17 protein-coding genes, 2 tRNA genes and 3 pseudogenes are annotated in these 25,355 nt (G+C 66.5%); 12 read left to right on the top strand and 10 right to left on the bottom strand.

Going from position 1 to position 25,355, the window contains the following annotated elements; genetic code table 11:
* The first annotated feature begins 158 nt into the window (after nt 1-158).
* The 3 genes from OR16_RS24625 to OR16_RS24615 all read left to right on the top strand — a co-directional run bounded on the left by OR16_RS24625 (nt 159) and on the right by OR16_RS24615 (nt 2,583).
* A tRNA-Val gene (locus tag OR16_RS24625) sits at nt 159-234 on the top strand.
* A gap of 56 nt (nt 235-290) precedes the next feature.
* Nucleotides 291-367 (top strand) — tRNA-Asp (locus OR16_RS24620).
* A gap of 245 nt (nt 368-612) precedes the next feature.
* Nucleotides 613-2,583, top strand: coding sequence for a SurA N-terminal domain-containing protein (locus OR16_RS24615; protein ID WP_006160852.1), 1,971 nt, complete (start codon nt 613-615; stop codon nt 2,581-2,583).
* A gap of 72 nt (nt 2,584-2,655) precedes the next feature.
* Here OR16_RS24615 and OR16_RS24610 read toward each other — a convergent pair whose 3' ends face one another.
* A complete protein-coding gene (locus tag OR16_RS24610) occupies nt 2,656-3,327 on the bottom strand; it encodes an arylesterase (protein ID WP_006160848.1) in 672 nt (223 codons plus the stop codon).
* Here OR16_RS24610 and OR16_RS24605 point away from each other — a divergent pair.
* Nucleotides 3,326-4,024 (top strand): ABC transporter ATP-binding protein, encoded by a 699-nt coding sequence (locus OR16_RS24605; protein WP_006160846.1) that lies wholly within the window; start codon nt 3,326-3,328, stop codon nt 4,022-4,024. The two genes, OR16_RS24610 and OR16_RS24605, sit on opposite strands and share 2 nt — an antisense overlap.
* A 12-nt stretch (nt 4,025-4,036) precedes the next feature.
* Here the strand turns inward: OR16_RS24605 and pgi are convergent, their stop codons facing one another.
* The 9 genes and pseudogenes from pgi to OR16_RS24565 form a co-directional block, all read right to left on the bottom strand.
* Nucleotides 4,037-5,647, bottom strand: coding sequence for a glucose-6-phosphate isomerase (gene pgi, locus OR16_RS24600; RefSeq protein WP_006160843.1), 1,611 nt, complete (start codon nt 5,645-5,647; stop codon nt 4,037-4,039).
* Between the two features lie 237 nt (nt 5,648-5,884).
* Entirely contained in the window at nt 5,885-6,307 is a 423-nt protein-coding gene (locus tag OR16_RS46300) for a DMT family transporter (protein WP_237717206.1), read from the bottom strand.
* A 35-nt stretch (nt 6,308-6,342) separates the two neighbouring features.
* Nucleotides 6,343-6,846 carry an EamA family transporter gene (locus tag OR16_RS46295; RefSeq protein WP_237717205.1) on the bottom strand — a complete coding sequence of 168 codons (504 nt, stop codon included), beginning with the start codon at nt 6,844-6,846 and terminating at the stop codon, nt 6,343-6,345.
* Nucleotides 6,843-8,451, bottom strand: a pseudogene (locus OR16_RS24590) (NAD(P)H-hydrate dehydratase). The gene OR16_RS46295 and the pseudogene OR16_RS24590 overlap by 4 nt, the downstream one beginning before the upstream one ends.
* 2 nt (nt 8,452-8,453) lie before the next feature.
* Complete coding sequence (locus OR16_RS24585; protein ID WP_050983094.1) at nt 8,454-8,975, bottom strand: FAD-dependent oxidoreductase; 522 nt, start codon at nt 8,973-8,975, stop codon at nt 8,454-8,456.
* A 164-nt stretch (nt 8,976-9,139) separates the two neighbouring features.
* Complete coding sequence (locus tag OR16_RS24580) at nt 9,140-10,450, bottom strand: TRAP transporter large permease (RefSeq protein ID WP_006160837.1); 1,311 nt, start codon at nt 10,448-10,450, stop codon at nt 9,140-9,142.
* Entirely contained in the window at nt 10,450-11,001 is a 552-nt protein-coding gene (locus OR16_RS24575; protein ID WP_006160836.1) for a TRAP transporter small permease subunit, read from the bottom strand. Before OR16_RS24575 ends, OR16_RS24580 begins: the two co-directional genes overlap by 1 nt.
* 156 nt (nt 11,002-11,157) lie before the next feature.
* Entirely contained in the window at nt 11,158-12,120 is a 963-nt protein-coding gene (locus tag OR16_RS24570) for a TRAP transporter substrate-binding protein (RefSeq protein ID WP_043420929.1), read from the bottom strand.
* A gap of 145 nt (nt 12,121-12,265) precedes the next feature.
* Nucleotides 12,266-13,543, bottom strand: a pseudogene (locus tag OR16_RS24565) (amidase family protein).
* A 301-nt stretch (nt 13,544-13,844) separates the two neighbouring features.
* Between OR16_RS24565 and OR16_RS24560 the strand changes: the two are divergent.
* The 8 genes and pseudogenes from OR16_RS24560 to OR16_RS24530 all read left to right on the top strand — a co-directional run bounded on the left by OR16_RS24560 (nt 13,845) and on the right by OR16_RS24530 (nt 25,242).
* Nucleotides 13,845-14,477: a winged helix DNA-binding protein gene (locus OR16_RS24560; RefSeq protein WP_006160833.1), complete on the top strand. Its 633-nt coding sequence runs from the start codon at nt 13,845-13,847 to the stop codon at nt 14,475-14,477.
* Nucleotides 14,478-14,585: 108 nt separating this feature from the next.
* Nucleotides 14,586-17,333, top strand: a complete 2,748-nt coding sequence (locus OR16_RS24555) for a hydantoinase B/oxoprolinase family protein (RefSeq protein ID WP_006160832.1) — start codon at nt 14,586-14,588, stop codon at nt 17,331-17,333.
* Between the two features lie 222 nt (nt 17,334-17,555).
* The gene (locus OR16_RS44915; protein ID WP_202801102.1) at nt 17,556-18,464 is read left to right on the top strand and encodes a hypothetical protein; all 909 of its coding nucleotides are present in this window, start codon (nt 17,556-17,558) and stop codon (nt 18,462-18,464) included.
* A 31-nt stretch (nt 18,465-18,495) separates the two neighbouring features.
* On the top strand, nt 18,496-20,163 hold the full coding sequence (locus tag OR16_RS24550; protein ID WP_202801101.1) for a hypothetical protein: 1,668 nt from the start codon (nt 18,496-18,498) through the stop codon (nt 20,161-20,163).
* A gap of 21 nt (nt 20,164-20,184) precedes the next feature.
* Nucleotides 20,185-22,074, top strand: coding sequence for a GMC family oxidoreductase (locus OR16_RS24545; RefSeq protein ID WP_043420914.1), 1,890 nt, complete (start codon nt 20,185-20,187; stop codon nt 22,072-22,074).
* Nucleotides 22,075-22,109: 35 nt separating this feature from the next.
* Nucleotides 22,110-22,541 (top strand): hypothetical protein, encoded by a 432-nt coding sequence (locus tag OR16_RS24540; RefSeq protein WP_006160829.1) that lies wholly within the window; start codon nt 22,110-22,112, stop codon nt 22,539-22,541.
* Nucleotides 22,538-24,768: pseudogene (locus OR16_RS24535) on the top strand (molybdopterin cofactor-binding domain-containing protein). Before OR16_RS24540 ends, OR16_RS24535 begins: the two are co-directional and overlap by 4 nt.
* Before the next feature lie 15 nt (nt 24,769-24,783).
* On the top strand, nt 24,784-25,242 hold the full coding sequence (locus tag OR16_RS24530) for a (2Fe-2S)-binding protein (RefSeq protein ID WP_006160828.1): 459 nt from the start codon (nt 24,784-24,786) through the stop codon (nt 25,240-25,242).
* Nucleotides 25,243-25,355: the final 113 nt, after the last annotated feature.

Genomic DNA, 25,355 nt, shown 5'->3' with positions numbered 1-25,355 from the left:
GCAGGTGCATTTCCCGGTCTGTAAAAATGCCCGCGAAGAATACTTGGCAAAACGCCAGGGGCTGTATTACACTTGCGCCCTCGCAACGCAAACAGCAGTAATTACTCTGATATGTGCGCGGCGATGCTTGCAGCATGCAGTGCGGCTGCGGTACGAGCGGGTGCTTAGCTCAGTTGGTAGAGCGGCGCCCTTACAAGGCGTAGGTCGGGGGTTCGAGCCCCTCAGCACCCACCATCGCTCCTGCCGCAAGACAAGCCCGACACACCGATGCATCCTGTAGCAACCATTCAGGAGTGGTAGTTCAGTTGGTTAGAATACCGGCCTGTCACGCCGGGGGTCGCGGGTTCGAGTCCCGTCCACTCCGCCAAACAAGCAGTCAGCAAAACGGGCCCTTAGTGGCCCGTTTTGCTTTTTGCGTTTCTCATTGCTTTACCAATTCCGCTCTCCGTTTTTGATCGAACCGGCTCCGGTTTGCAGTGCCCCGGACCACCCGCCTGGCAAGGGCAGATATAGCTCGCCAATTGCGCCGCAGGGCAGCAAATCGCGTGAAGCCTGCCGCTCCTGATAGAATCCCGGAGTTTGCCGTTCGTACAACCCTTTTCCTGAGTCAGCATGCTTGATTTCGTACGCAACAACCGGCGCTTGATGCTTTTGCTGCTGCTGGTGCTTGTCTTCCCGTCGTTCGTGTTCTTCGGCGTGGAGAGCTACTCGCGTTTCATGGACAGCTCGCACGACCTTGCCAAGGTCGACGGCCGCGCCATCACGGCGCAAGAAGTGGATAACGTGGTGCGTGACCAGAGCGAGCGCATGCGCCAGATGCTTGGCACGAACTACGACCCGCGCCAGTTCGAGGGCGCGCAGGCACGTCAGCAGGTGCTCGACCAGCTGATCCTGCAGCGCGTGGTGGCGGATGAGGTGGCCAAGAAACACCTGACCGTTTCCAACGAACGCCTGCTCGAGACGATCAGCAGCATTCCCGCCATCGCCCAGTTGCCGAAGAAGAAAGACGGCACGATCGACGACAAGGCCTATGTCGGCCTGCTGGCCCAGCAAGGCATGACGCCCGAGCAGTTCGATGCGCGCATGCGTTTCGACCTGGCCACGCAGCAGCTTGGTAATTCCGTTGGCGCTACCGCCTTCGTGCCGAAGTCCTTGCTGGACCGCCTGATCGCCATTCGCGACCAGCAGCGCGACGTGCAGGCGCTGCAGATCAAGCCGGCCGATTTCATCGCCAAGGTCAATCCGGATGACGCCGCGCTGAAGGCGTACTACGAAAGCCACAAGGCAACGTTCTCGGTGCCCGAGCAAGCCAAGGTCGAATATCTGGTGCTATCGGCCGACGCATTGGCCGCATCGACGCCGGTCACGCCCGAAGAGCTCAAGTCCTATTACGACAGCAATATCGCGCGCTTTCGTACCGACGAGCAGCGCCGCGCCAGCCATAAGCAGCGCCGCGCCAGCCATATCCTGATTGGCTCGCCCAAGGAAGCCCCGGCCGCAGAGCGCCAGGCTGCCAAGGAAAAAGCCACCAAGCTGCTCGAGGACCTGCGCAAGCATCCCGAGACGTTTGCCGACGTGGCCCGCAAGCAGTCGCAGGACCCGGGTTCGGCGGAGAAGGGCGGCGACCTCGGCTTCATGGGCCGTGGCGCGCTGGTCAAGCCGTTCGAAGACGCGATGTACGCGCTCAAGGATGGCCAGATCAGCGACGTGGTCGAGACCGACTACGGCTATCACATCATCAAGCTCACCGGCATCAAGCCGGCCGAGACCAAGCCGCTTGACCAGGTCCGCACCGAACTGGAAGTAGAGTTGCGCAAGCAGCTCGCCGCCAAGAAGTACACCGAGCTGGCCGACACGTTTGGAAATACGGTCTATGAGCAGTCCGACAGCCTCAAGCCGGCCGCCGACAAGTTCAAGCTGACGATCCAGAGCGCCGACAACGTGACCCGCCAGCCGAACCCGGCCCTGGGCGCGCAAAACCCGCTCAATAACGAGAAGCTGCTCAAGGCGCTGTTCAGCGACGACTCCGTCAAGAACAAGCGCAACACCGAGGCCGTGCAGGTTGGCCCCACCACGCTGGTGGCGGCGCGCATCGTCGACTACCGCCCGGCCACGGTGCGCAAGTTCGAAGACGTGCAGGCCAAGGTGCGTGAAGGCTATATCGCGCAGCAGGCTGCCGAGCTTGCCGCCAAGGCGGGCGCGGAACGTCTCGATGCACTGAAGAAGAGCGGCGCCGCTGACGGCTTCGGCGCGCCGGTAACGGTCTCGCGCGCCAAGGCCGATGGCCTGGCACCGAAGGCGGTCGAAGCCGTGATGCGTGCCGATACCGCCAAGCTGCCCGCGTATGTCGGCGTGGACCTGGGCGCCGACGGCTACGCGATCTATCGCATCGGCAAGGTCAGCCAACCGGCGCAGGCGGATGCCGCGCAACGCCAGGGCGAGGCGCAGCAACTGGGCCAGATGCTCGGCCAGAGCCAGCTGGAGGCCTTCTACGAAAGCCTGAAGGACCGGGCCAAGGTGAAGCTGCTCAAGCCCGCTACCACCACGCAAGCGGGTCCGGCCAGCGGCGCTGGCGCGCAGTAATACTGCTGCTCGCAGCCGTAAAGAGAAAGGCGCCTTCGGGCGCCTTTCTCTTTACGGCAAAGCCGCGGACAATTAGCGGTTAGCTATCTTGGCCGCCGGCGCCTTCAGCAAGGGCTTGAGCTGCGGCCAGACGGTATCGAGCAGCGTGCCCTGCGCCTGCGCCGTGGGATGGATGCGGTCCGCCTGGAACCACTCTGGCCTGGCAATCACCTGCTCCAGCAGGAAGGGCACGAGCGGGACCTTGTACTCGCCGGCCACCTTGGGGTAGAGCGAGAAGAACCGCTCGGTGTAGTCCACCCCGTAATTGGGCGGGATCCGCATCCCCACCAGCAGCACGCTGGCCTTGGCCTGCTGCGCGCTGGCGACGATGCCGCGCAGGTTGGCCTCGGTGGCCTGCAGCGGCAGCCCGCGCAAGGCATCGTTGGCGCCCAGCTCCACGATGACCACGGCCGGGTGGTGCCTTGCCAGCAGGTCGGGCAGGCGTGTCTTGCCGCCCACCGTGGTCTCGCCGCTGATGCTGGCATTCACGACGCTATAATCGAAACGCTCCGTCCGCAGCCGCGTCTCCATCAGCTTGACCCAGCCTGTATCGCGGGCCAGGCCATACTCCGCGGACAGGCTGTCGCCCAGCACCAGGATGGCGGGCGCCGCCGCACGCGCCATCGACGCCGTTGCAGGCAGCAGCGTGGTCACGCACGCCGCCAGCGCCAGCTTTCGCCAACCGCACCAGAACTTCTTGCTCATGTCTTCATCCATTCTTGCAGTCGAGTCATTAGGAAAGACCGTAGCCGACACGACAGGTTCGCTGACGATTTTGCACGACGTGTCGTTTTCCGTCACGCCCGGCGAAACACTGGCCATTGTCGGCGCATCCGGCTCGGGCAAGTCAACCCTGCTGGGCTTGCTGGCCGGCCTGGACCTGCCCACCACGGGCACCGTCAAGCTCAACGGGCAGGACCTGTTCCAGCTCGATGAAGACCAGCGGGCCGCGCAGCGCGGGCGCCATGTGGGCTTTGTGTTCCAGTCGTTCCAGCTGGTCGGGCACCTGAGCGCCCTGGAAAACGTCATGCTGCCACTGGAGTTGCGCGGAGAGACCGCGGGCGTGCGCGAGCGCGCCGCCGACATGCTGGCCCGCGTGGGGCTGAGCGGGCGCCTTTCACACTATCCGCGCACGCTCTCCGGCGGCGAGCAGCAGCGCGTGGCGCTGGCGCGGGCGTTTGTGGCCCGCCCCGACATCCTCTTTGCCGACGAGCCCACCGGCAGCCTGGATACGGCGACTGGCGAGGCCGTGATCGCGTTGATGTTCGAGCTGAACCGCGATGCCGGTTCCACCCTGGTGCTGGTCACGCACGATCGCTCGGTGGCGGCTCGCTGCGGGCGCATCCTGACCATCGAAGCCGGCCGGGTTGCCAGCGACGAGTGGATGACCGCGCCGGTTTAGTAAAACGCCGCGTCAGGCGCTGCCGAGCACCGCGCGTGCCCGCGCAATCAGGCTGCCGGTCGATGCATCGTGCCGCCCGGCCGCCGCCTTTGCCGCATCGGTCAGCTCGCCCTCGATCGGCTTGGCCAGGATCTTGCCGAGCTCCACGCCCCACTGGTCGAACGAGTTGATGTTCCAGACCACGCCTTGCACGAAGGTGCGATGCTCGTACAGCGCGATCAGCGCGCCTAGCGTATGCGGCGTGATGTCTTCCATCAGCAGCGTGTTGCTCGGGCGGTTGCCCTCGAACACCATATGGGCGATACGGATCTCGTCGGCGAGGCCGGTGGCGCGCAGCGCCTCGGCGGTGCGCCCCAGCATCAGCGCCTCAGCTTGCGCAAAGCAATTGGCCAGCAGCTTGGCGTGATGACCGGGCAGCAGGCGCGGCGGGCGCAGCGGCGCCACGAAATCCACCGGTACGATCTGCGAGCCCTGGTGGATCAGCTGGAAATAGGCGTGCTGGCCATTGGTGCCGGCGGAGCCCCAGACCACTGGCGCGGTATGGGCGCGCACGTGGCGGCCGTCCAGCTGCACCGATTTGCCGTTGCTCTCCATTTCCAGCTGCTGCAGGAAGGCGGGGAACAATTCGAGCGAGGTGGAATACGGCGCCATGCAACTGGTCGGCATGCCGAAGAAGTTGCGGTACCAGATGCCGAGCATGCCGAGCACTACCGGCATGTTCTGTGCCAGCGGCGCGCTGCGGAAATGCTCATCCATGGCACGGCCGCCGATCAGCAGGTCCTCGAATGCATCGAAGCCCACCGCCAGCGCAATCGACAGCCCGACCGAGGACCACAGCGAGAAACGCCCGCCGATCCAGTCCCAGAATTCGAACATGTGCGCCGGGTCGATGCCGAAGGCGCGCACCGCCTCCACGTTGGTCGACACCGCGAGGGCCACGCCTTTGTCGAGGAACCACTGGCGCGCGCTGCAGGCGTTGGCCATGGTCTCGAGCGTGGTGAAGGTCTTGGAGCAGACGATCACCAGGGTCTGCTCCGGGTCGAGCCGGTCCAGGCATTCGGCCAGTTCGGTGCCGTCCACGTTGGAGACGAAATGCATGCGCGGGCCGTTGCTGGCCAGGTGCGAGAGCGCGCGGCACACCATGCGCGGGCCGAGATCCGAGCCGCCGATGCCGATGTTGATGACGTCGGTGATGCGCTTGCCGGTGAAGCCGGTCCAATCGCCGCTGCGCACGCGCTCCGAGAACACGCGCATGCGGTCCAGCACGGCGTGGATGGCGGGCATGACGGGCTTGCCGTCCACCTTGAACGTCGCGCCTGCGCCGGCGCGCAGCGCGATGTGCAGGACCGCGCGGTCCTCGGTGGCATTGATGTGGTCGCCGGCAAACATGGCATCGCGGCGCTTCGGCACGCCGGCTTCATCCGCCAGTTGCATCAGCAACGCCATCGTTTGCGGCGTGATGCGGTTCTTGGAGTAATCGAGATACAGGCCTGCGGCTTCCAGTGAGAACTGCTCGACGCGTTGTTTCGCGGAGCCGGCGGCAAACCACTCGCGCATTGGCGTTTCGCGAATGGCGTCATGGTGTTGCAGGAGAGAGTGCCAGGCGTGGAGGTCTGTGGGCATGCGTATGGAATTCTCTGAAGGACAGCGGAAATACCGTGTCAAGCTAGGTTTTTCGGCTCGAAATCAATGCTCCCTGGCAGCCAGCCTGGCTGGCCCTGTCCGACCGTCGGGATCCCGTCAAGTATAACGCGCCCCTCTGGCACGACTCGGCGTTTTGGCGGCAAAAGTCGGCATTAGTGCTTATGGGGGGATCCCTCGCCGGGCGCATTCGTCCCCGCTATCGGCGTTGTTCTTACATCACCCCGCGTGCGCCAGCCGGCGAGCGACCGCGCGCAGCGCTGATTCCCCTCCCGCCACGCACAGGCCGCCCATGCAGATCACTGCCACGCCCAGCGCGGTGATCCAGTCCGGTAACTGGCCGAACGCCAGGTAGCCGATGGCCGTCGCCGACAGGATCTGCAGGTAGAGGAAGGGGCTGAGGAATGAAGCATCCGCATATTGAAACGCGCGAATCACAAAATAGTGCCCAATCGAGCCGGTGATGCCGGTGCTCAGCAGCAGCAAGGCTTGCAGGGGCGTGGGCGCCGCATCGAACCAGAAGAAGGGCACCAGCAGGGTGGTTAGCGCCGCGCCGGTAAAGCCGCTCTGGATCAAGGTGGTCATGGGCGCGTCATGCGCGGCGATGCGCCGCGTCAGCATCTGCATGAGCGCGAATACCATGGCGGACAGCAGGCCCAGCGCGATGCCGGCCCCGCTCAGCTCGCCGCCCGGCGCACCACGACCAGCATGCCGGCAAAGCCGATCGCCACACCGCTCCAGCGGCTGACGCGCGCATGCGCGCTGGGCCGCTCGCCCAGCAGCCACGGCGACAGCGCGACCACGAACAACGGCGCGCAGAAGTTGAGCGCCGTGGCCTCGGCCAGCGGCATCAGCTTGAGCACGCTGAAGAACACCAGCGTCGAAACCAGCATCATCCCGCCACGCAACCATTGCAGGCCCGGTTTCACGGGGCGCCATTGCTGGCGGAAACGCGCCGGCCCCAACAGCAGGAAAATGGCGGCCACGTGGCCCACGTAGCGTACCCAGGCTACGCCGACCACCGGCAGGCCCTGCTGGGTCAGCGTCTTGCTGCTGGCGTCCAGCAGGCTGAGGATCCATTGGCCGAGCACCAGCAGGGCAACGCCGGTGAGCAACTGGCGCCGGGCCGGCGAGGTGCTGGCCGCCTGCGGGTGGCCAGTGCCATCGGTGGCCTTGTTCATGCCTGCCGCGCCCGCAGCAGGGCATTGAACAGGTCGCGCACCGGCAGGTAGAGCTCGCTCGCGGTCAGGCCCGCGGGGCCGGTGCCCTGCGCCACCAGGTGGTCGGCGGCACGGCCATGCAGCCAGACCGCGGCTTGCGCGGCCTGCAGCGCCGGCATGCCCTGGGCCAGCAGGGCGCCGATCATGCCGGCCAGCACGTCGCCGGTGCCAGCGGTGGCCAGCCCGGCGTTGCCGGTCGGGTTGATCGATAACGACACGCTGCCGCCCGCATCCGGTGGCGACGCGATCACCGTGCCCGAGCCCTTGAGCACGACCACGGCTTGCCATTGGGCCGCCAGCGAGCGCGCCGCCGCCAGGCGGTCGCGCTGGATCTCGGCCACGCTGATGCCGCACAGGCGCGCGGCTTCGAGCGGGTGCGGCGTCATCACGCGCACCGGCGGGCCGCCGCCAAGCATGGCGGCAAGCGCGGGGTCCGCGGCCAGCAGGTTCAGCGCATCGGCATCCAGCACCAGCGCGGGCGGCTCGGCGGCGGAGCTGCGCCAGCTGCTTGCGCGCCGCCGTGCCCGTGCCGATGCCCGGGCCGATCACCAGCGCGGACATATTGGTCAGCTCGACCTCCGCGATCGGGTGCAGCATCAGCTCCGGGTGCACGGGGTCGAGCAGCGGCGCGGGCTGCGCCAGGAAAGCGATGTGCACGCGCCCGGCGCCAAGGTGCTGCGCGGCACGCGCGCCAAGCAGCGGTGCGCCGGTCATGCCGATGCCGCCGCCGATCACGGCAAGCGAGCCGAAGGTGCCCTTGTTGGTGGCATGGCGCCGCGCGGGCAGTGCGGCGGCAAATGACGCCGGCACGTTGGCCGTGGCGCAGGCGGGCTGGGCCGGCGGGTAGAACAGGCCGAGCGGGGCGATGTCGACTTCGCCCGCGCAATCGCGCCCGTCGAGCGTGAGCAGGCCCGGCTTGGCGCCGATGAAGGTGAGGGTGCGCAAGGCGCGTACCGCCGGCGCGCCGGCGCCGGTATCGGCGAACAGCCCGCTCGGGATGTCGAGCGCGAACACCGGCAGCCGGGACTCGGCAAGGTGCGCGATCCACAGCGCCGTGAAGCCATCGGCGGCGCGGTTCAGGCCAATGCCGAACAAGCCGTCGACCAGCGCGCAGGTATCCGGCGGAAATGGCGGCAGGGTGCCATGGCAGGCGGACTCCGGCACGGCATGCAGTGTCACGCCGGCCGCGCGCGCCTCCAGCCAGGCACGCCCGGCGTCGGCGGGCAGGCGATCGGGTTCGGCCGCCAGCCACACCTGGACCTGGCGCCCGGCCTGGTGCAGGCGGGTGGCGGCTACCAGCGCGTCGCCGCCGTTATTGCCCGGGCCGGCCAGCAGCAGCAGCGGGCCCGCTGGCGCGTGGTGCGCCAGCCAGGCCGCCGCCGCGGCGCCGGCCCGGGACATCAGTTCGAAGGCGGGCAGGCTGGCCATGGCGGCCGCTTCGATGCGGCGGATGGCCGCCACGTCGTACAGCGGGATAGCGCTGGCGCTCGCCGCGTCCAGCGGCAGCCAGGCATGGTCTGGCAGCACAGCGGCCAGCGCGGGAGAAGTCGGGGCAAAGCTTTGCATGGTTAGCGTGGGCCTAAGCCGTAGCGGTCGGGGGTCAGGCCATCCAGGTCGATGCCGGGGCGATTGCCTGCGATCAGGTCCGCGGCGATGCGCCCGGAGCCGCATGCCATCACGGGAAACCAGTCGCGCGCCACCTTGAGCAAGGTGTTGATGGCCGCGGGGCGCAGGTCGAGCTTGCGCGAGCCGAGCTCGGCGGTGCCCGCGATCCGCACGCGGTTGCCCATGCGCGTGATGGCCACCTTGTAGGATTCGTCCATCAGCGCGCCCAGCGGCGCCTGCAGCTCGTCGCTGACCTGCACGGTGGCGGAATAGCCTTTGACAGGATAGAGCGGAAGGCGCAGGCCCAGCGGGCGCAGCAACGCGGCGCTGGCCACGCCGGCGCTGACCAGCACGCGATCGGCGGTGAGCGTCTGGCGCGCAGTGCCTGCATCGCCTACATCGCCGGCCTCGACGCCGCGCAGATCCAGCGAAAGCTTGCCGTCCGGCAGCGGCCGCAGCGCGCTGGCGTTGCTTTCAGCGTGCATTCGCCCAGCCAGCGCGCAATCCAGCGCCACATGGCCGGGTCGGCGCTGGGCCGGAACAGGATGGGCGAGGTGCTGGCGAAGAGGTTGCGCAGCACCTTGCCCGGCATGTGACAATCACATGCATGGCACTCCGTAGATGACTTCAGCGCGTGACTTCAGCGTGCTTACTTCAACTCTTTCTGCATCACCACGTCGGGCAGCCAGGTGACGATTTCCGGCCACACGGTGACGATGCCGATGGCCACCACCATCATCATGAAGAACGGCAGCGAGACCCGCGCTATGTAGTTACTGTCCTTGCCTGTCATGCTCTGCAGCACAAACAGGTTGAATCCCACGGGTGGCGTCACCTCGGCGATCTCCACCAGCAGCACGATGAATATCCCGAACCATACCAGATCGAAGCCCGCCGCCTGCACCATCGGCAGCACCGTGGCGGTGGTCAGCGCGATCATGGAAATGCCATCGAGCGCTGTGCCCAGCAGGATATAGATCACGGTCAGCACAGCGATCAGCGCCCACGGCGACAGGTGCATCGAGGCCACCCATTCCGCCAGCGCGCGCGGGATCCCCGTAAAGCTCATGGTCACCGACAGGAACGAGGTGGCGCCCAGCACGAACATGATCATGGCGGTCAGCCGGGTGGCCGACATCAGGCTTTCCCAGAATGCCTTGCGCGTGAGCGAGCCGCCCACCCACGCCAGCGCCAGCGAGGCCACCACGCCGTAGGCAGCCGCTTCCGTGGCGGTGGAGTAGCCGGTGATCATGATCCAGGTGATAAAGGCGATCAGCACGATGCACGGCATCAGCTGGCGGATCGAGGCGAGCCGCGAGCGCCAGTTGAACACTTCCGCCTTCGGCGTCTTGTCCGGGTTTGACAGTGCCCACACCACGATATAGCCGGAAAACAGCAGCATCAGCAGCAGGCCGGGCAGGAAGCCGGCCAGGAACACGCGGATGATCGACACGTCGGCCGAGACCGCATAGACGACCATGGTGATCGACGGCGGGATCAGGATGCCGAGCGTGCCGGCGCACGACAGCGAGCCCAGCGTGACGCGCTCGTCGTAGCCGCGCCGGGTCAGCTCGGGCAGCGCGGACTTGGCGATGGTGGCGCAGGTGGCGGCGGACGAGCCCGACACCGAGCCGAAGATGCCGCAGCCCAGGATGTTGACGTGCATCAGGCGCCCGGGCAGCCAGTTCAGCCACGGCGAGAGCCCGTTGAACATCTGCTCGGACAGCTTGGTGCGAAACAGTATCTCGCCCATCCACACGAAGAGCGGCAGCGAGGCGAGCGTGTATGAGGCGCTGGACGACCACCACGCGTTGGCCAGGTTGACCAGCGCATCGCGCTCGGCGAACACCACCAGCCCCACCCAGGAGGTGACGGCGATGGCCACGGGAATCCACGCGCCAATGACCAGGAAGACAATCATCACCACCAGCAGGATCAGGGAAATCAGGACGGTGCTCATCACACGGTCTCCCCAAAGTCGCCGGCGGCCAGCTTGGCTTCCTGCGCCAGCTGGTAGCGTGGCTTTTGCCTGCGCGCCACGCGCAACAGCTCATCCAGCACCGCCAGCATGAAGCCGGCGCAGCCCAGCACCGCAAAGCTCTGCGGAATCCACAGCGGCACCACGATCTGGCCCTGCGACACATCGCCGATCTCCCAGCTCTGCCAGGCGAAGCTGAACAAGGCCCAGGTCGCGTAGGCGGCGAACACCACGCAGATGGTCAGCGAGATCAGCTCCAGCCACCAGCGCACGCGCGGCTTGACGGCCTCCAGCAGCATTTCCACGCGGACGATGCCGCCGTGCTGGAAGGTCTGGCCGAGTACGAGGAAGGCGGAGGCGGCGCACAGCCACGCAACGATATCGTCGCCGCCCTTGAAGATAAACGTGGTCTCGCGCGAGAAGGACATCAGGATCATGATCAGGCAGACCCCGAGGATGCAGAGCGCGCCGAGCACGGCGAACAGGTCAAGCAGCCGGTCCAGCCAGCGCTTGTTGACGCAAGGAGCTTCCATGGCGAATGGGGAGGGGTGAGGCGGTGAAAAAGAAGGCGCGGGAGGCTGCGCAAGCAAGGCCACGGCGGCGGGCAACGCCGCCGTGGCCAGAAATGGATCGCGTGTTTCCCGCTACGGCACCAACTACGGCACCAACTACAGCAATGACGGTGACGCTTACTTCTTGTACGCGTCCAGGATGGCCTTGCCGTCATCGCCGGCGCCCTTGGCCCATTCTTCCACCATCACCTGGCCGAGCTTTTGCATGTCCTGCTTCAACTGGGGCGAGGGCGGCTGCACCGTCATGCCGTTCTTGCCGAGCACGGCCAGGTATTCGCGCGTCTTTTGCTCCGAGATCTGCCAGCCGCGCTTCTCGGCTTCGGCAACTGTCTTGAGCAGGGCATCCTGGGTCGGCTTGTCCAGCGCGGCGAAGGACTTCTTGCTGACCACCAGCATGTTCTTCGGCAGCCAGGCATCGACGGTGTAGAAATACTTCACGCTCTCCCACACCTTGGTGTCCACGCCCGTGGCGCCCGAGGACATGAACGAATTCACGGTGCCGGTAGCCAGCGCCTGGGCCAGGTCGGCGGCCTGGATGGTCACGGGCTGCGCGCCCACCAGTTCCGCGATCTTGGAGGTGGCGGGGTTATACGCGCGCCACTTCAGGCCTTTCATGTCCGCCGCTGTGTTGATCGGCTTGTTGGCGTAGATGCCTTGCGGGGGCCAGGCCACCGCGTACAGCAGCTTCATGCCTTGCTTGTCCAGCACCTTGTCGGTGACCGCGCGCGAGGCTTGCCACAGCTTGTAGGAGTCCTGGTAGCTGGTCGCCAGGAAGGGGACCGCGTCCACACCGAACACAGGGTTCTCGTTGGCCAGCAGCGACATCAGGATCTCGCCCATCTGCACCTGGCCGGTCTGCACGCCGCGCTTGATCTCGTTGGCCTTGAGCAGCGAGCCGTTGGGGTGGATCACGATCTTGAGCTTGCCGCCGGTGGCCTTCTCCACGTCGGTGGCCATCTGCTGCAGGTTTTCGGTGTGGAGGTTGCTGACCGGATAGCCGGTCGGCAGGTCCCACTTGATGTCCGCCCGCGCGGCGGACATCGTCATGGCCGAAGTGGCAAGCACGCCGCCAAGCAGCATGGTCTTCAGTGTGGCCTTCCCTTGCATCGATCTCTCCTGGTTGGTCGTTGCGGCTACCTATGTCTTGGTTCTTGTTCTGAAGCTTTCCTGCCCGCGCCACCTGGCTCAGGGGCGGCGCGGGGTACGGCAGTCTGGCTCCGGCGCCTCAGGCGGCCGGCTTGATGATGGATTCCAAAGCAATAGCCGTGCCCAGCAGCTGCGCGTCGCGCAGCGCACCGTGCGAGAGCATCAGGCCCACCGGCAACTCGTCCGGCTGGTGGCAGGGCAGCGAGATGGAGCAGCCATCGAGGAAGTTGAACGCCGAGGTATTGCGCAGCAGCAGGGCGTTGGTGCGGAAGAACAGCGCGTCGTCCGCCACCAGGGGGGCATTGGCGGCGCCACCATCGGCACGGTGGGGCAGGCCACGGCGTCGAAGCCTTCGATGCGCGCCGCTACCCGCGCGATCCAGTCGAGGCGGGCGCGCATCAGGTCTACGTAGTCGGCCGCGCTCATGGCGGCGCCGCGATCGATGCGCGAGGCCACGCGCGGGTCGTATTGCTCGCGCCGGGTAGCCAGCACGTGACGGTGGATGGCATGCGCTTGCGCGGTGGTGGAGCCGCCGCCGGCGTTGATGGTGGCCAGCTCGGTCAGCTCCGGCAGGTCGATGTGCTCGATCTGCACGCCGGCCGCGGAGAGCCGGCCAAGCGCGCGGTCGAACGCGCGCGCCACCGTGTCATCGAGGTCATCGAGCAAAACCTGGCGCGGGATGGCCAGGCGGATGCCGGCGGCGGCCTTGAGCCATGGCGCAGGCGGTATCCAGGGTGTAGGAGAGCGGGAAGGCGCCGTCCAGCGGCACGCGCCGGGCGGTCGGCTTGAAGCCGGTCAGTCCGCACAGGGCGGCGGGGATGCGGATGGAGCCGCCGGTGTCGCTGCCCAGTCCGGCCACCGCCAGGCCCAGCGCCACGGACACCGCGGCGCCCGACGACGAGCCGCCGGGGATGCGCGCGACCTGTTTGTCCGCTGGGTTCACCGGCGTGCCGAAATGCGGGTTGATGCCCACGCCCGAGAAGGCGAACTCGGTCATGTTGGTGCGCCCGACCAGCGCCGCGCCGCTCTCGCGCAACCGGCGCACCACGGTCGCATCGGCTGTGGCCGCCAGCGCATCGCTGCGCACTGGCGAGCCGGCGCGCGAGGCTTCGCCGGCGATGTTGAACAGGTCCTTGACCGAGACCGGCAGGCCAGCCAGCGGATGCAGCGGCTTGCCCGCGCGGCTGGCCGCGTCGGCCGCCTTGGCGACCTGTGCGGCGGCGTCGAAGGTGGTGTGCAGGAACACGGCGTCCGCGGCCGGCTGGTGCGCGTGCTGCGCAGCCTGGGCGATCACGTCGGCGCGGGAGATCGCGCCATCGCGAAGTTCTGTCTGTAATGTATGGATATCCGTGGGCATGGGGCTCGCGATCAGTCGCGCTCAGGAGGGGGTCCGGTCGAGTCTATCCAGTGGGCCCGCGCCGCGCAACCAGTCCATGGCGGGGCACGCCCGCGTCCCCGCGATAGTGCGCAACCTGCGTTTCCCGCCCTTTTTTCGTGCAGAATCCACGATGACATCCCCGATGTTTTGCTTGGATTTATTTTGTGTTTATCCTCATAATTTGTTAATAAACTGTCAAGCCAAATATGGTGGCCGGGCCATCGGGGATACACCTAGTCATCCTTGTCGTACCGCACCAACCCATGAAAGGACTGAAGACATGGCACGTAAGCCTGCAACCGAGCCAGCAACCGAGCCAGCAACCGAGCCAGTAGCCGAGCCAGTAGCCGATCACGCCGAGGGCGCCGCTGGCCCCGCCAGATCCGCAGCCAGCGCGCTGGCGCGCCCGTCCGGCCCCAATATCGTTTCGTCTTCGCACCTGGTGTCCGAGCGCAGCCCGGAGCTCTCCGAATTCGAGTTCGGCCTGAACACGGCCTACAACGCATACAGCCGCTGGGTGGTGCGCTGCATGGGCGCATCCGGCGTACGCGACCTGACCTTCCTGGACGTGCTGGTGCTGCACCACGTCAACCACCGCGCGCGTCCCAAGCGGCTTGCCGACATCTGTTTCGTGCTCAATGTCGAAGACACCCACCTGGTCACCTACGCACTCAAGAAGCTGCAGGGCCTGGCGCTGGTGGAGGGCGAGCGCGTCGGCAAGGAAGCCACCTACATCACCACGCCCGCCGGTACCGAGGCCTGCGCCCGCTACCGCGAAATCCGCGAGCAATGCCTGACCAGCAATTTTTCCGCCGGCAGCGCCGAGAACGTGGAGATCGGCGAGCTGGCACGACTGCTGCGTGTGCTGACTGGCTTGTACGAGCAGGCCGCACGCTCGGCGACGTCCCTGTAGCCGCAGCCACGATCCCGCGCGCGGCCGGCCTATACCCCGGCCGCGCTGCCGCATGACCGCCCGCGGCTTTCCCGACATTTCCATCACGCCCTACAAGGAAGTTCCCTTATGTCGCTGTCGCTGCCATCTTCCGCTGCCGTTGTCTCGGACCGTCGCCGCTGGCAATTCTGGATCGATCGCGGCGGCACCTTTACCGATGTGGTGGGGTTCCAGCCGGATGGCACGATAGTCACGCACAAGCTGCTGTCCGAGAACCCGGAGCAGTACAACGATGCGGCCGTGGCCGGCATCCGCCACCTGCTGGGGCTGGCGCCGGGCGAGCCGGTCACGCCGGCACAGGTGGAAGTGGTGAAGATGGGCACCACGGTCGCGACCAATGCCTTGCTGGAGCGCAAGGGCGAGCCGGTGGCGCTGTTCATCACGCGCGGCTTTCGCGACGCGCTGCGCATCGCATACCAGAACCGCCCGCGCCTGTTCGACCTGAATATCGTGCTGCCGGAACTGCTTTACCGCGAAGTGGTGGAAGTGGGCGAGCGCCTGGATGCCCAGGGCGGCACGGTGATGCCGCTCGACGCGCACGCGCTGCGCGCCGACATGCAGCGCGTGTTCGACAGCGGCATCCGCGCCATCGCCATCGTGTTCCTGCACGGCTACCGCCAGGCGGCGCACGAGCAGGCCGCCGCGCGCGTCGCGCGCGAAACCGGTTTTACGCAGATCTCCGTCTCGCACCAGGTGTCGCCGCTGATGAAGCTGGTGTCGCGCGGCGATACCACGGTGGTGGACGCCTACCTGTCGCCGATCTTGCGCCGCTATGTCGAACAAGTGGAGCAGCAGATGCCGGGCGTGCGGCTGCAGTTCATGCAAAGCAGCGGCGGCCTGACCGACGCGCACCGCTTCCAGGGCAAGGACGCCATCCTGTCCGGCCCGGCTGGCGGCATCGTCGGCATGGTGCGCTCGTCGCGTAGCGCGGGCTTCGGGCGCATCATTGGCTTCGACATGGGTGGCACCTCCACCGATGTCTCGCACTTCAACGGCAACCATCCCAATGATTTCGAGCGCGTGTTCGAGACCAGCGTGGCGGGCGTGCGCATGCGCGCGCCGATGATGAGCATCCATACGGTGGCCGCGGGCGGCGGCTCCATCCTGCATTTTGACGGCAGCCGCTTCCGTGTCGGCCCGGATTCGGCGGGCGCCAACCCGGGGCCGGCGAGTTACCGGCGCGGTGGCCCGCTGGCGGTGACCGACTGCAACGTCATGCTCGGCAAGATCCAGCCGCGGCACTTCCCGGCGGTGTTCGGGCCGCGCGCCGATGCCACGCTGGATCATGGCACGGTAGCGGACAAGTTCGAGGCGCTGGCGCAGGCGGTAACGGAAGCTACCGGCGACCGACGCAGCGCCGAGCAGGTGGCCGAAGGCTTTATCGAGATCGCGGTCGGCAATATGGCCAACGCGATCAAGCAGCTGGGCAGCACGCCTGTCTGGTGGCGGACGCCCTCGGCATGCCACCTGGGCTCGATGGGCGAGAGCATCAAGACCGTGATAGCACGCAACGCCGGGCAGATGGCCGATGGCGATGTCTACGTGCTCAACGACCCGTACAACGGTGGCACGCACCTGCCGGACGTTACGGTGATCACGCCGGTCTTCGACGAAGCCTGCGAGGAAATCCTCTTCTACGTCGGCTCGCGTGGCCACCACGCCGATATCGGCGGCATCACGCCGGGATCGATGCCGCCGGACTCCACCGTGGTGGAGGAAGAGGGCGTGATGATCGACAACTTCCCGCTGGTGAAGGCCGGCGTGCTCGATGATGCCGGCATGCGCGCACTGCTGGCGGGCGCGCGCTACCCGGCCCGCAATATCGACCAGAACATGGCCGACCTGCGTGCCCAGGTGGCGGCTAACGCCAAGGGCGTGGAAGAGTTGCGCAAGATGGTGGCGCAGTTCGGCCTGCCGGTGGTGCGGGCCTATATGGGCCACGTGCAGGACAACGCCGAGGAAGCGGTGCGCCGCGTCATCACCGCGCTCAAGGACGGGGCTTACTGCTACCCGCTGGACAATGGCGCGCGGATTCAGGTGCGGGTGACCGTGGACCAGGCACGGCGCGAAGCCGTGGTGGACTTCACCGGCACCTCGGCGCAGTTGCCCAACAATTTCAACGCGCCGCGCGCGGTCTGCATGGCCGCCGTGCTCTACGTGTTCCGCACGCTCGTGAATGAGGATATCCCGCTCAACGCAGGCTGCCTGAAGCCGATCAAGGTGATCATCCCCGAGGGCTCGATGTTGAATCCGCGCTATCCGGCCTCGGTGGTGTCCGGCAACGTGGAGACGTCGTCCTGCATCACCAACGCGCTCTATGGCGCGCTGGGCGTGGTGGCGGCCAGCCAGGGCACCATGAACAACTTCACCTTCGGCAATGCGCGCTACCAGTACTACGAGACCATCTCCGGCGGCAGCGGCGCGGGGCCGGGCTTTGACGGTTGCGACGTGGTGCAGACCAATATGACCAACTCGCGCCTGACCGACCCGGAGGTGCTGGAATGGCGTTTCCCGGTGCGGCTGGAAAGCTATGAGATCCGGCCCGCCTCGGGTGGCGCGGGGCGATGGCATGGCGGTAACGGCGGCATCCGCAAGGTGCGCTTCCTGGAACCCATGACGGCGTCGATCCTGTCCAATAATCGCTTGCATGCGCCGTTCGGCATGGCTGGCGGGGCGCCTGGCGCCATGGGCCGCAACTACGTGGTGCGGGGTGATGGCAGCGAGCAGGCGCTCGGCCATGTCGGGCGTTGCGAGATGGAAGCGGGCGATGTCTTCGTGGTGGAAACGCCGGGAGGCGGGGGCTACGGCAAGGCGTAAGGGCCGAGCTGCACCGGGCGAGGCGAGGCGCTTCGGCTCGCCGGCATGCGCTGCGCGTGCTGCGCGAGCGTTATGCATTTTCATTTCCAACAGATCAGTCTTTCGTCACATCCTGATTCCCGATGCCGCCTTTTCCGGCGGAACCGGCCTGCCAGGCGAGATAGCCGGACACTTCGCGTTGCAGCAATTTCCTTGACTTATCCTCAGGTGATTCCTAGGTTTATGAAGACCCTGGGATGCGAGGCCATCGTGCAGCATGTGGTCCATCCCGGGGGGGGCAAGGGAGGGACCGCAGTGACGCCACGCAGCAGATCAATCGTACTTGGTATCGCATTGGTTGGCGCGTTGATTGGCGCGATCGCCGCGGGCGGATGTTCAAGATCGGAGCCGGGCCACGTCCTTGACGAGGCGCAGCAGGCCGGCCGTGGCGCGCAGACGTTCCGGCATGCGTCAGAAGACTATTTCCACGATATGGATCGTGGCGTTGCGCTGACCCAGGAAGAAATCGCTGGCCGCAATATGTGGCTGGTGTGGAGTGGTGGCAACGACAGGTTCTGGGACGACATGACGAACTTCACGTTCGGCGCGTTCGACCTGCTCAAGTCCATCAGTTCGCATCCGAGCCAGGGCTATTCCCGCGACACCCGCTGGAGCTACCTGGGCCTGCTCAACGAGCCCTGTTTTGAAAAGCCCACCGGGCCGGACCCGAAACGCTTCAACCTGTGGCTCGATCAGCGGGTCAAGGATTGCCCGGCCGACCCCTTCGAGAACGAGCAAGCCTATCCCGGGGTCAAGACCGGCGCGCGGGGCACCACGTTCTCCAGCGGCGAGAAGCTGCCGGTCGGCTCCTACTACGGATACCCCACCGGCATCATCGGCCTGCGGCTGTTCCCCAACCCCGCTTTTGACGAGAAAGCCGCGAAGGCGTGGGATGCGCAACGCTATTACACCGATCCGAAATACTACAACCGCGCCGATCTGGTGCGGCCTTATCGCGTTGGCATGGCCTGCGGCTTTTGCCACGTGGGCCCGAGCCCGATCCGTCCGCCCGGAGATCCCGCGCATCCGCAATGGCCCGAGCTGAGCTCCACGGTGGGCGCGCAGTATATGTGGGTGGACGTTCATCCATAACGCGTCGACGCCCGAAGGCCGGCAGAACTTCATGTTCCAGCTCGTGCATACCTTCCGCCCGGGCACCATGGATACCTCGCTGGTGTCGACCGACAATATCAACAACCCTCGCACCATGAACGCGCTCTACGACCTGACGGCGCGCATGGGCGTGGCCAGGCGCATCGGTGAGGAAAAGCTGGCCGGGGGCGAGCTGAACAACCGGCAGCTCAACGACTTCGTCAAGACCGGTGCGCTGACACAGTTCTACACGCCGCCCGACACGGTATGGACACCGCATGTCCTCAAGGACGGCGCCGACTCGGTCGGCGTGCTGGGCGCATTGAACCGGGTGTACCTGAATATCGGCCTGTTCAGCGAGGAATGGCTGCTGCACTTCAACCCCATCCTTGGCGGCAAGCCGATCTCGCCCATCGAGCTGGCCGTGGCGCAGAAGAACTCGAGCTATTGGATGGCGACGGAAGCCGGCACGATCAACATGGCCCTGTTCCTGCTGAAGGCGACCCCGCCTGACCACTTGAGCGATGCGCCGGGCGGCGCTGGCTTCCTGGCGGATACCTCCACGCCGGCCGGCATGCAGATGCTCGAGCGGGGCAAGGCCGTGTTCGCCGAGACGTGCGCGCGCTGCCATTCCAGCAAGGCGCCGCCGCCGCCGGCCAGCCTGAACCTGCAGAACTGCGCGGGCCCGAACTATCTTGCCTGCTTCATGCGGTACTGGAAATGGACGCAGACGGATGCGTTCAAGGCGCAGATGCGCGAGGTTGTCAAAGCCCCAGACTTCCTGCAGGGCAACTATCTGTCATCCGATGCGCGCATTCCCGCCACGCTGCTGCGAGCCAACGTGTGCAGCCCGCTCGCGACCAATGCGTTACGCGGAAATATCTGGGACAACTTCTCGTCGGAATCGTACAAGACGCTGCCCTCGGTTGGGACCGTCACCCTCAACGACCCCTTCACGGGCGAGCGCTGGCAATACCGGATGCCAGCCGGCGGCCGCGGCTATACCCGCGTGCCCTCGCTGATCAGCGTCTGGTCGACGGCGCCGTTCCTGCTCAATAACGCGCTTGGGCCGTTCAGCGAGGACCCGTCGGTCGCCAGCCGCATCAAGGTCTTCGATGCGTCCATCGAGCAACTGCTCTGGCCCGAGAAGCGAGTGCATGACGACATCCTGGGCGCCAAGGTGCCGGGCACCATCGACCGCACCACCGAGCGCAGCCAGATTACGGTGCCGGAGGGCTTCGTGCCGGACGCGCTCAAGCCGTTGCAAGGCTTCATGCATCGCTATGCGCCGTGGCTGGTAGGGGCCGGCGGCGACGTAACCATCGGGCCGGCGCCCAAGCGGATGCCGGTCAACCTGCTGGCCAATATCCAGCCGCTCTCGGAGACCAGCGATGTCGGCGCCAAGGCCGAGCACGCGGCCAAGGTGGTGGGCCTTGCGGTCAAGCTGAGATCGGACCTGGCCTCCGTGCCGGAGGGGGCGACCGACGCGGATCTGGGCAAGACCTACGCCAACCTGGTCAAGCCGATGCTGGAACTCAGCAAGTGCCCGGATTTTGTGGTGAACCGCGGCCACTACTTCGGCACGGCGGAGTTCAACAACCAGGCCGGCCTGAGCGCCGACGAGCAATCGTTCGGGCAGGAGCCGGTATTGAGCGATGACGACAAACGGGCCTTGATTGCCTTTCTCAAGACGTTTTGACGAAGGCGGCGTGGCGGGGATATGTCTGCTCCAGGCGAACCAGGGTGGGACTACGTGATTGTCGGCTCCGGCGCGGGCGGCGGCACGCTCGCCGCGCGGCTGGCGGAGGCGGGCATGCGCGTATTCCTGCTCGAGGCCGGCAACGACGCGTGCGAGCCTGGCGCGGCCTGCATGCCGGAGGATTACGAGGTACCCGCGTTTCACGCCTGCGCTTCCGAGAATCCGGCGATGAGCTGGAATTTCTTTGTGCGCCACTACGCCGACGACGCGCAGCAGCGGCGGGACCCGAAATGCGGCAACGAAGGCGTGCTCTATCCCCGGGCGGCGACACTGGGCGGCTGCACCGCGCACAACGCGATGATCTTCCTCTACCCGCACGACTCGGACTGGGACGGCATTGCCGAGCTGACCGGCGACCACTCGTGGAAAGCCGCCCGCATGCGCCGGTACGCCAAGACGCTGGAGCAATGCCGGCACCGTCCGCTGTGGGCGCTCGCGCGCCGCCTTGGCTTCGATCCCACGGCGCACGGCTGGGACGGATGGCTCAGCACCGAGCGCGCGTTTGTGCTGGAAGCCCTGGCGGACAATGCGCTCACGCGCCTGATCCTCGGCTCCATGGAACTGGCGGCGCGCAGCGTGCCGCGGCGCCTGCACGCGTTGCTGAGCTTTCTGCGCTGGCAGGGCGATCCGAACGCCAGGATCTGGGGAAGGCGTAGTTTCGAAGGCGTTTGCTACACGCCGCTCTCCACGCGCGGGCATGCGCGCATCGGCGCGCGCGAGCGCGTGCTCGAAGTGGCAACCCGCCTGCCTTCATGTTTGCATATCGAGATGGACGCGCTGGCCACGCGCGTGCTGCTGGACGCCCACGGCACGGCAACCGGCGTCGAATACCTGAAAGGCAAGCGCCTCTACCAGGCCCATGTCTCGCCAAGCACGGCGCCCGGCGTGCGCCATGAAGTGCACGCGCGCCGCGAAGTGATCCTGGCGGGCGGCGCGTTCAATACGCCGCAGCTGCTGATGCTGTCGGGCATCGGCCCGGCCGAGCACCTTCGCGCGCACGGCATTGCCGTGAAGGTGGACCTGCCTGGGGTAGGGCGCAATCTCCAGGATCGCTACGAGGTGGGGGTGGTAAGCCGGATGGCGCAGCCGTGGCGCATTCTAGATGGCGCCCGCTTCAAGAAGGATGATCCGCCCTATTGCAGCTGGCGCGACCGCCGGCATGGGGTCTACACCTCCAACGGCGTGGCGATCGCGGTGGCACGGCGCTCGCGCAGGTCCGCGCCCGTACCGGATGTGTTCTGCATGGCGCTGGTCGAGCATTTCACCGGCTATTTCCCGGGGTACTCGAAGCTTTTCGCGCAGAGCGACGATGCGCTGACCTGGGCCATTCTCAAGGCACACACACGGAACCGCGCGGGCACGGTGCGGCTGCGCTCCGCGAATCCGCTCGATACGCCCTTGATCAATTTCCACTATTTCGAAGAGGGCGGGGCGGGGGCGGACGAGGATCTGCGCGCGGTGATCGATGCCATCCGCTTCGTGCGCAAGATGGCAGCGCCGCTGGCCGACCGGGGCGTGATCGCGCAGGAGCAGCTTCCTGGCGCGCGCCTGCGCAGCGACGATGAGCTGGCCGGCTATGTGCGCGACAACGCCTGGGGGCACCACGCATCGTGCAGTTGCGCCATCGGCGCGCGCGCGGCGGGCGGTGTGCTGGGCAGCGATTTTTCCGTGCATGGCACGCACGGGCTGCGGGTTGTCGACGCCTCCGTGTTCCCGAGGATTCCCGGCTTCTTCCTGGCCAGTGCCATCTACATGATCGCCGAGAAGGCGGCCGATGTGCTGCTGGGCGAAGCCAAGGCCGCGGCGAAATCGCAAGCCATCGCGGCAGCCAAAGCCACGGCGGCGGCATAGGCAGGCGCCAGACACCCGACACTGGAGGTGCAAACATGGCATACGACGTACGCACATTGCTGGCGCTGAGCCAGGAGCAGCTTGACGAATTGTTCCGCAACAGCCCGCCCGGCGAAATTCCGGATGGCGAGGCCACCGGCACTGCGATCATCGCGCCCGGCACCGTGTTCAGCGAGAGCATTGCCAAGATGATCAACTTCTTTGCCTGGCAGGGAAAGGTCTTCGACGCCAAGCGTGGCGTGCTCAAGAACCGCATCTCCATCTTCGGGCTCGAGGCTATCCTGGCAAAGGTGTACAAGGGCGAGAGCTGGCTCGACCAGAAGCAATGCATCGTCCTGGATTATTCCGCCACCTCGCTCGTGGCCCACTGGGTCCGTGACGAGATCCGCTGCATCGCGCCGAACGTGTACCTGGGCAAGGTGTATTGGGACAGGCATCGCCTGATCGACTTCTGCCTCGAGTTCTGATGAAACGCAGAACGTTCCTGGTTGGCAGCATCGGGGCCGCCGGCGCATTGCTGATCGGCTGGTCGGCGCTGCCGCCACGGCAGCGCCTGACCACGTCGCAGCCCTTGCCTACGGTCGGCACGCAGGTGGCGCTCAATGGCTGGGTCAAGGTGGCAGCGGACAACACCGTCACCATCATGATGTGCCGCTCCGAGATGGGGCAGGGCGTGCACACTGGCCTGGCCATGGTGCTGGCTGACGAGCTGGATGCCAGCTGGGCGCAGGTGAAAGTCGAGCACGCACCCGTGGACAAGATCTACAACAACCTGGAAGTCGTCGTCGGGGATCTCCCGTTGCGCGACGACGACGACGGCGTGGCCAGGCATCTGGCAGCCTGGCTGACCCGCAAGCTCATGCGCGAGATCGGCGAGATGGTGACAGGCGGCTCGTCGAGCCTCAATGACCTGTGGGACCCGATGCGCGAGGCCGGCGCATCCGCCCGCGCGATGTTGATCGGCGCGGCGGCTGCGCGGTGGAGCGTGCCAGCCGGCGAGTGCCGCGCGCAGGACGGCCAGGTACTGCATCCCTCCGGGAAGACAGCCACCTTCGGCGAACTGGCGGCCGAGGCCGGGAAGCTCCCGCTGCCGGCAAAGGTGGCGCTGAAAAGGCCATCCGAATTCAAGCTGATCGGCAAGGACATACACCGCATCGAGGCCGCGTCCAAGCTCGATGGCACGGCGCGGTTCGGCATCGACGTGCTGCCCGAGGGCCTGCTGTACGCCAGCGTGACGATGTGCCCGACGCTGGGCGGCACGGTGGCGAGCTTCGACGGCGCGGTTGCCGCCGCGATGCCGGGCATCGTCAAGGTGTTCGCGGTCGATGCCTACAACGGCGGCACCGGCGGGGTGGCGGTGATCGCCGACAACGCGTACCGGGCCATGAAGGCGCTGGATGCGGTCAAGATCGTGTGGAACCCTGGTCCCGCCGCCTCGTTGTCCAGCGCGCAGGTGAGCCGTCGTCTCGCGCAGGCCCTGGATGCCTCCGACGGCCACGCCTATTACCGGCACGGCGATGTCGAGGCGGCATTGAAGTCCGCCGCCAGGCCCGTCAGCGCCGAGTACAGCGTGCCCTACCTCGCGCATGGGGCGGTGGAGCCGATCAACTGCACGGTGCAGGTGCGCGACGGCGCGGCCAGGGTCTGGGTCTCGACGCAGTTGCCTGGCCTGGCGCGCCGGGCGGTCGCGAAGGTCCTCGGGATCGATGCCGGCAAGGTTGAGGTGCAGCCGCAGCTGATCGGTGGCGCGTTCGGGCGGCGGCTGGAGGTGGACTTCATCTCCCAGGCGGCGCGATCGCGCGCGCGGGCGGTGGCCGGCCGGTGCAGACGATCTGGTCGCGCATCCAGGACACCACGCACGACTTCTACCGGCCGGCCTGCCTCTCGCGTTTCAAGGCGGGGCTCGATGGCGCGGGCAACCTGGTGGCCTGGCACAACACGTCGGCCAGCCAGGCGATCGTGCCGGCCATGCTGGCGCGCTTGCTTGGCCTGCCTGGCCTGGGCATCGACAAGACCACGACGAAGGCGCGTTCGACGGGCCCTACGAATGGCCGAATGCGCGCGTCGGGCACGTGATTGTCGACCTGCCGGTGCCGGTGGGCTTCTGGCGCTCGGTCGGCCACTCGCACCAGGCATTTTTCACCGAGAGCTTCATCGATGAGCTGGCGGCAGCGGCAGGCAAGGATCCCGTTGCCTTCCGTGCCAGCCTGCTTGCCAGGCATCCGCGCCATCTGGCCGTCTTGCGCATGGCCGCGGCGAAGGCCGGCTGGGGCAAACCGCTGGGGGCGACCGCAGGCATACGGCAGCATCGTCGCGCAGGTGGCGGAGGTATCGCTGGGGCCGGACAAGGCCGTGCGCGTGCACCGGGTGGTCTGCGCGATCGATTGCGGGATGCCGGTGAACCCGAACCTGATCCGCCAGCAGATGGAGAGCGCGATCGTCTTCGGCCTGTCGGCCGCGCTGTTCGAGGAGATCACGATCGTCGACGGCCAGGTGCAACAGAAAACGTTCGGCGATTTTCCCGTCATCTTCATGAACAACTGCCCGGCGATCGAAACCTACATCATGCCAAGCCGGCAGCATCCCCAGGGGGTGGGCGAGCCGGGCACGCCACCGATTGCGCCGGCGGTGGCCAATGCCGTGTTTGCGCTGACGGGGCAGCGCCTGCGCGCGTTGCCCTTGAAACTGGCCTGAGCCCGGGAGAAAGACATGGAGCCCCTGAACATCAACGGCAAGACAGTGACCGTGCAGTCCGATCCGGACACCCCGCTGCTGTGGGTACTCCGGTGCGAGCTGGGGTTGACCGGCACCAAGTATGGCTGCGGCATCGGCGTTTGCCGCGCCTGCACGGTGCAGCTGAACGGCGCGCCGCAGGTCGCCTGCATGAACCCGGTGTCCACGCTGGCCAATATCCGGATCGTGACCATCGAAGGCCTGCGCGGCCCGCAGGCGCAAGCCCTGAAGGCCGCCTGGATCGATCTGGACGTGGTGCAGTGCGGCTACTGCCAGAGCGCGCAACTCATGACCGCCAGCGCGCTCCTGAAAAGCACCCCGACGCCCAGCGACGCGGACATCGACAAGGCGATGGAGCACATCGTCTGCCGCTGCGGCACCTACCCGCGGATCCGCGCGGCCATCCACCGGGCTGCCCGGCAGCTCCGCACCTGAGCGTACCTGAGGCAAGCGCTGCCACGGCGAGGGTTTTTACCGATAACGTGAACGCACGACGCGGCCAAGAATGAAATCCGAATTCATGTTCAGGTTTCGCGCGCCGCAAGCGG

The sequence above is a fragment of the Cupriavidus basilensis OR16 genome, from assembly GCF_000243095.1.
Taxonomy (GTDB): Bacteria; Pseudomonadota; Gammaproteobacteria; order Burkholderiales; family Burkholderiaceae; genus Cupriavidus; species Cupriavidus basilensis_D.
The sequence above is the reverse complement of the archived record's forward strand: the minus strand, read 5'-3'. Positions and strand labels throughout refer to the sequence as shown.

Bases quoted from the DNA above. Each gene is read 5' to 3' on its own strand.
- OR16_RS24615 (WP_006160852.1), top strand. From the start codon at position 613: ATGCTTGATTTCGTACGCAACAACCGGCGCTTGATGCTTTTGCTGCTG.
- OR16_RS24605 (WP_006160846.1), top strand. From the start codon at position 3,326: ATGTCTTCATCCATTCTTGCAGTCGAGTCATTAGGAAAGACCGTAGCC.
- OR16_RS24610 (WP_006160848.1), bottom strand. From the start codon at position 3,327: ATGAGCAAGAAGTTCTGGTGCGGTTGGCGAAAGCTGGCGCTGGCGGCG.
- pgi (WP_006160843.1), bottom strand. From the start codon at position 5,647: ATGCCCACAGACCTCCACGCCTGGCACTCTCTCCTGCAACACCATGAC.
- OR16_RS46300 (WP_237717206.1), bottom strand. From the start codon at position 6,307: ATGGTATTCGCGCTCATGCAGATGCTGACGCGGCGCATCGCCGCGCAT.
- OR16_RS46295 (WP_237717205.1), bottom strand. From the start codon at position 6,846: ATGAACAAGGCCACCGATGGCACTGGCCACCCGCAGGCGGCCAGCACC.
- OR16_RS24585 (WP_050983094.1), bottom strand. From the start codon at position 8,975: ATGCACGCTGAAAGCAACGCCAGCGCGCTGCGGCCGCTGCCGGACGGC.
- OR16_RS24580 (WP_006160837.1), bottom strand. From the start codon at position 10,450: ATGAGCACCGTCCTGATTTCCCTGATCCTGCTGGTGGTGATGATTGTC.
- OR16_RS24575 (WP_006160836.1), bottom strand. From the start codon at position 11,001: ATGGAAGCTCCTTGCGTCAACAAGCGCTGGCTGGACCGGCTGCTTGAC.
- OR16_RS24570 (WP_043420929.1), bottom strand. From the start codon at position 12,120: ATGCTGCTTGGCGGCGTGCTTGCCACTTCGGCCATGACGATGTCCGCC.
- OR16_RS24560 (WP_006160833.1), top strand. From the start codon at position 13,845: ATGGCACGTAAGCCTGCAACCGAGCCAGCAACCGAGCCAGCAACCGAG.
- OR16_RS24555 (WP_006160832.1), top strand. From the start codon at position 14,586: ATGTCGCTGTCGCTGCCATCTTCCGCTGCCGTTGTCTCGGACCGTCGC.
- OR16_RS44915 (WP_202801102.1), top strand. From the start codon at position 17,556: ATGAAGACCCTGGGATGCGAGGCCATCGTGCAGCATGTGGTCCATCCC.
- OR16_RS24550 (WP_202801101.1), top strand. From the start codon at position 18,496: ATGTTCCAGCTCGTGCATACCTTCCGCCCGGGCACCATGGATACCTCG.
- OR16_RS24545 (WP_043420914.1), top strand. From the start codon at position 20,185: ATGTCTGCTCCAGGCGAACCAGGGTGGGACTACGTGATTGTCGGCTCC.
- OR16_RS24540 (WP_006160829.1), top strand. From the start codon at position 22,110: ATGGCATACGACGTACGCACATTGCTGGCGCTGAGCCAGGAGCAGCTT.
- OR16_RS24530 (WP_006160828.1), top strand. From the start codon at position 24,784: ATGGAGCCCCTGAACATCAACGGCAAGACAGTGACCGTGCAGTCCGAT.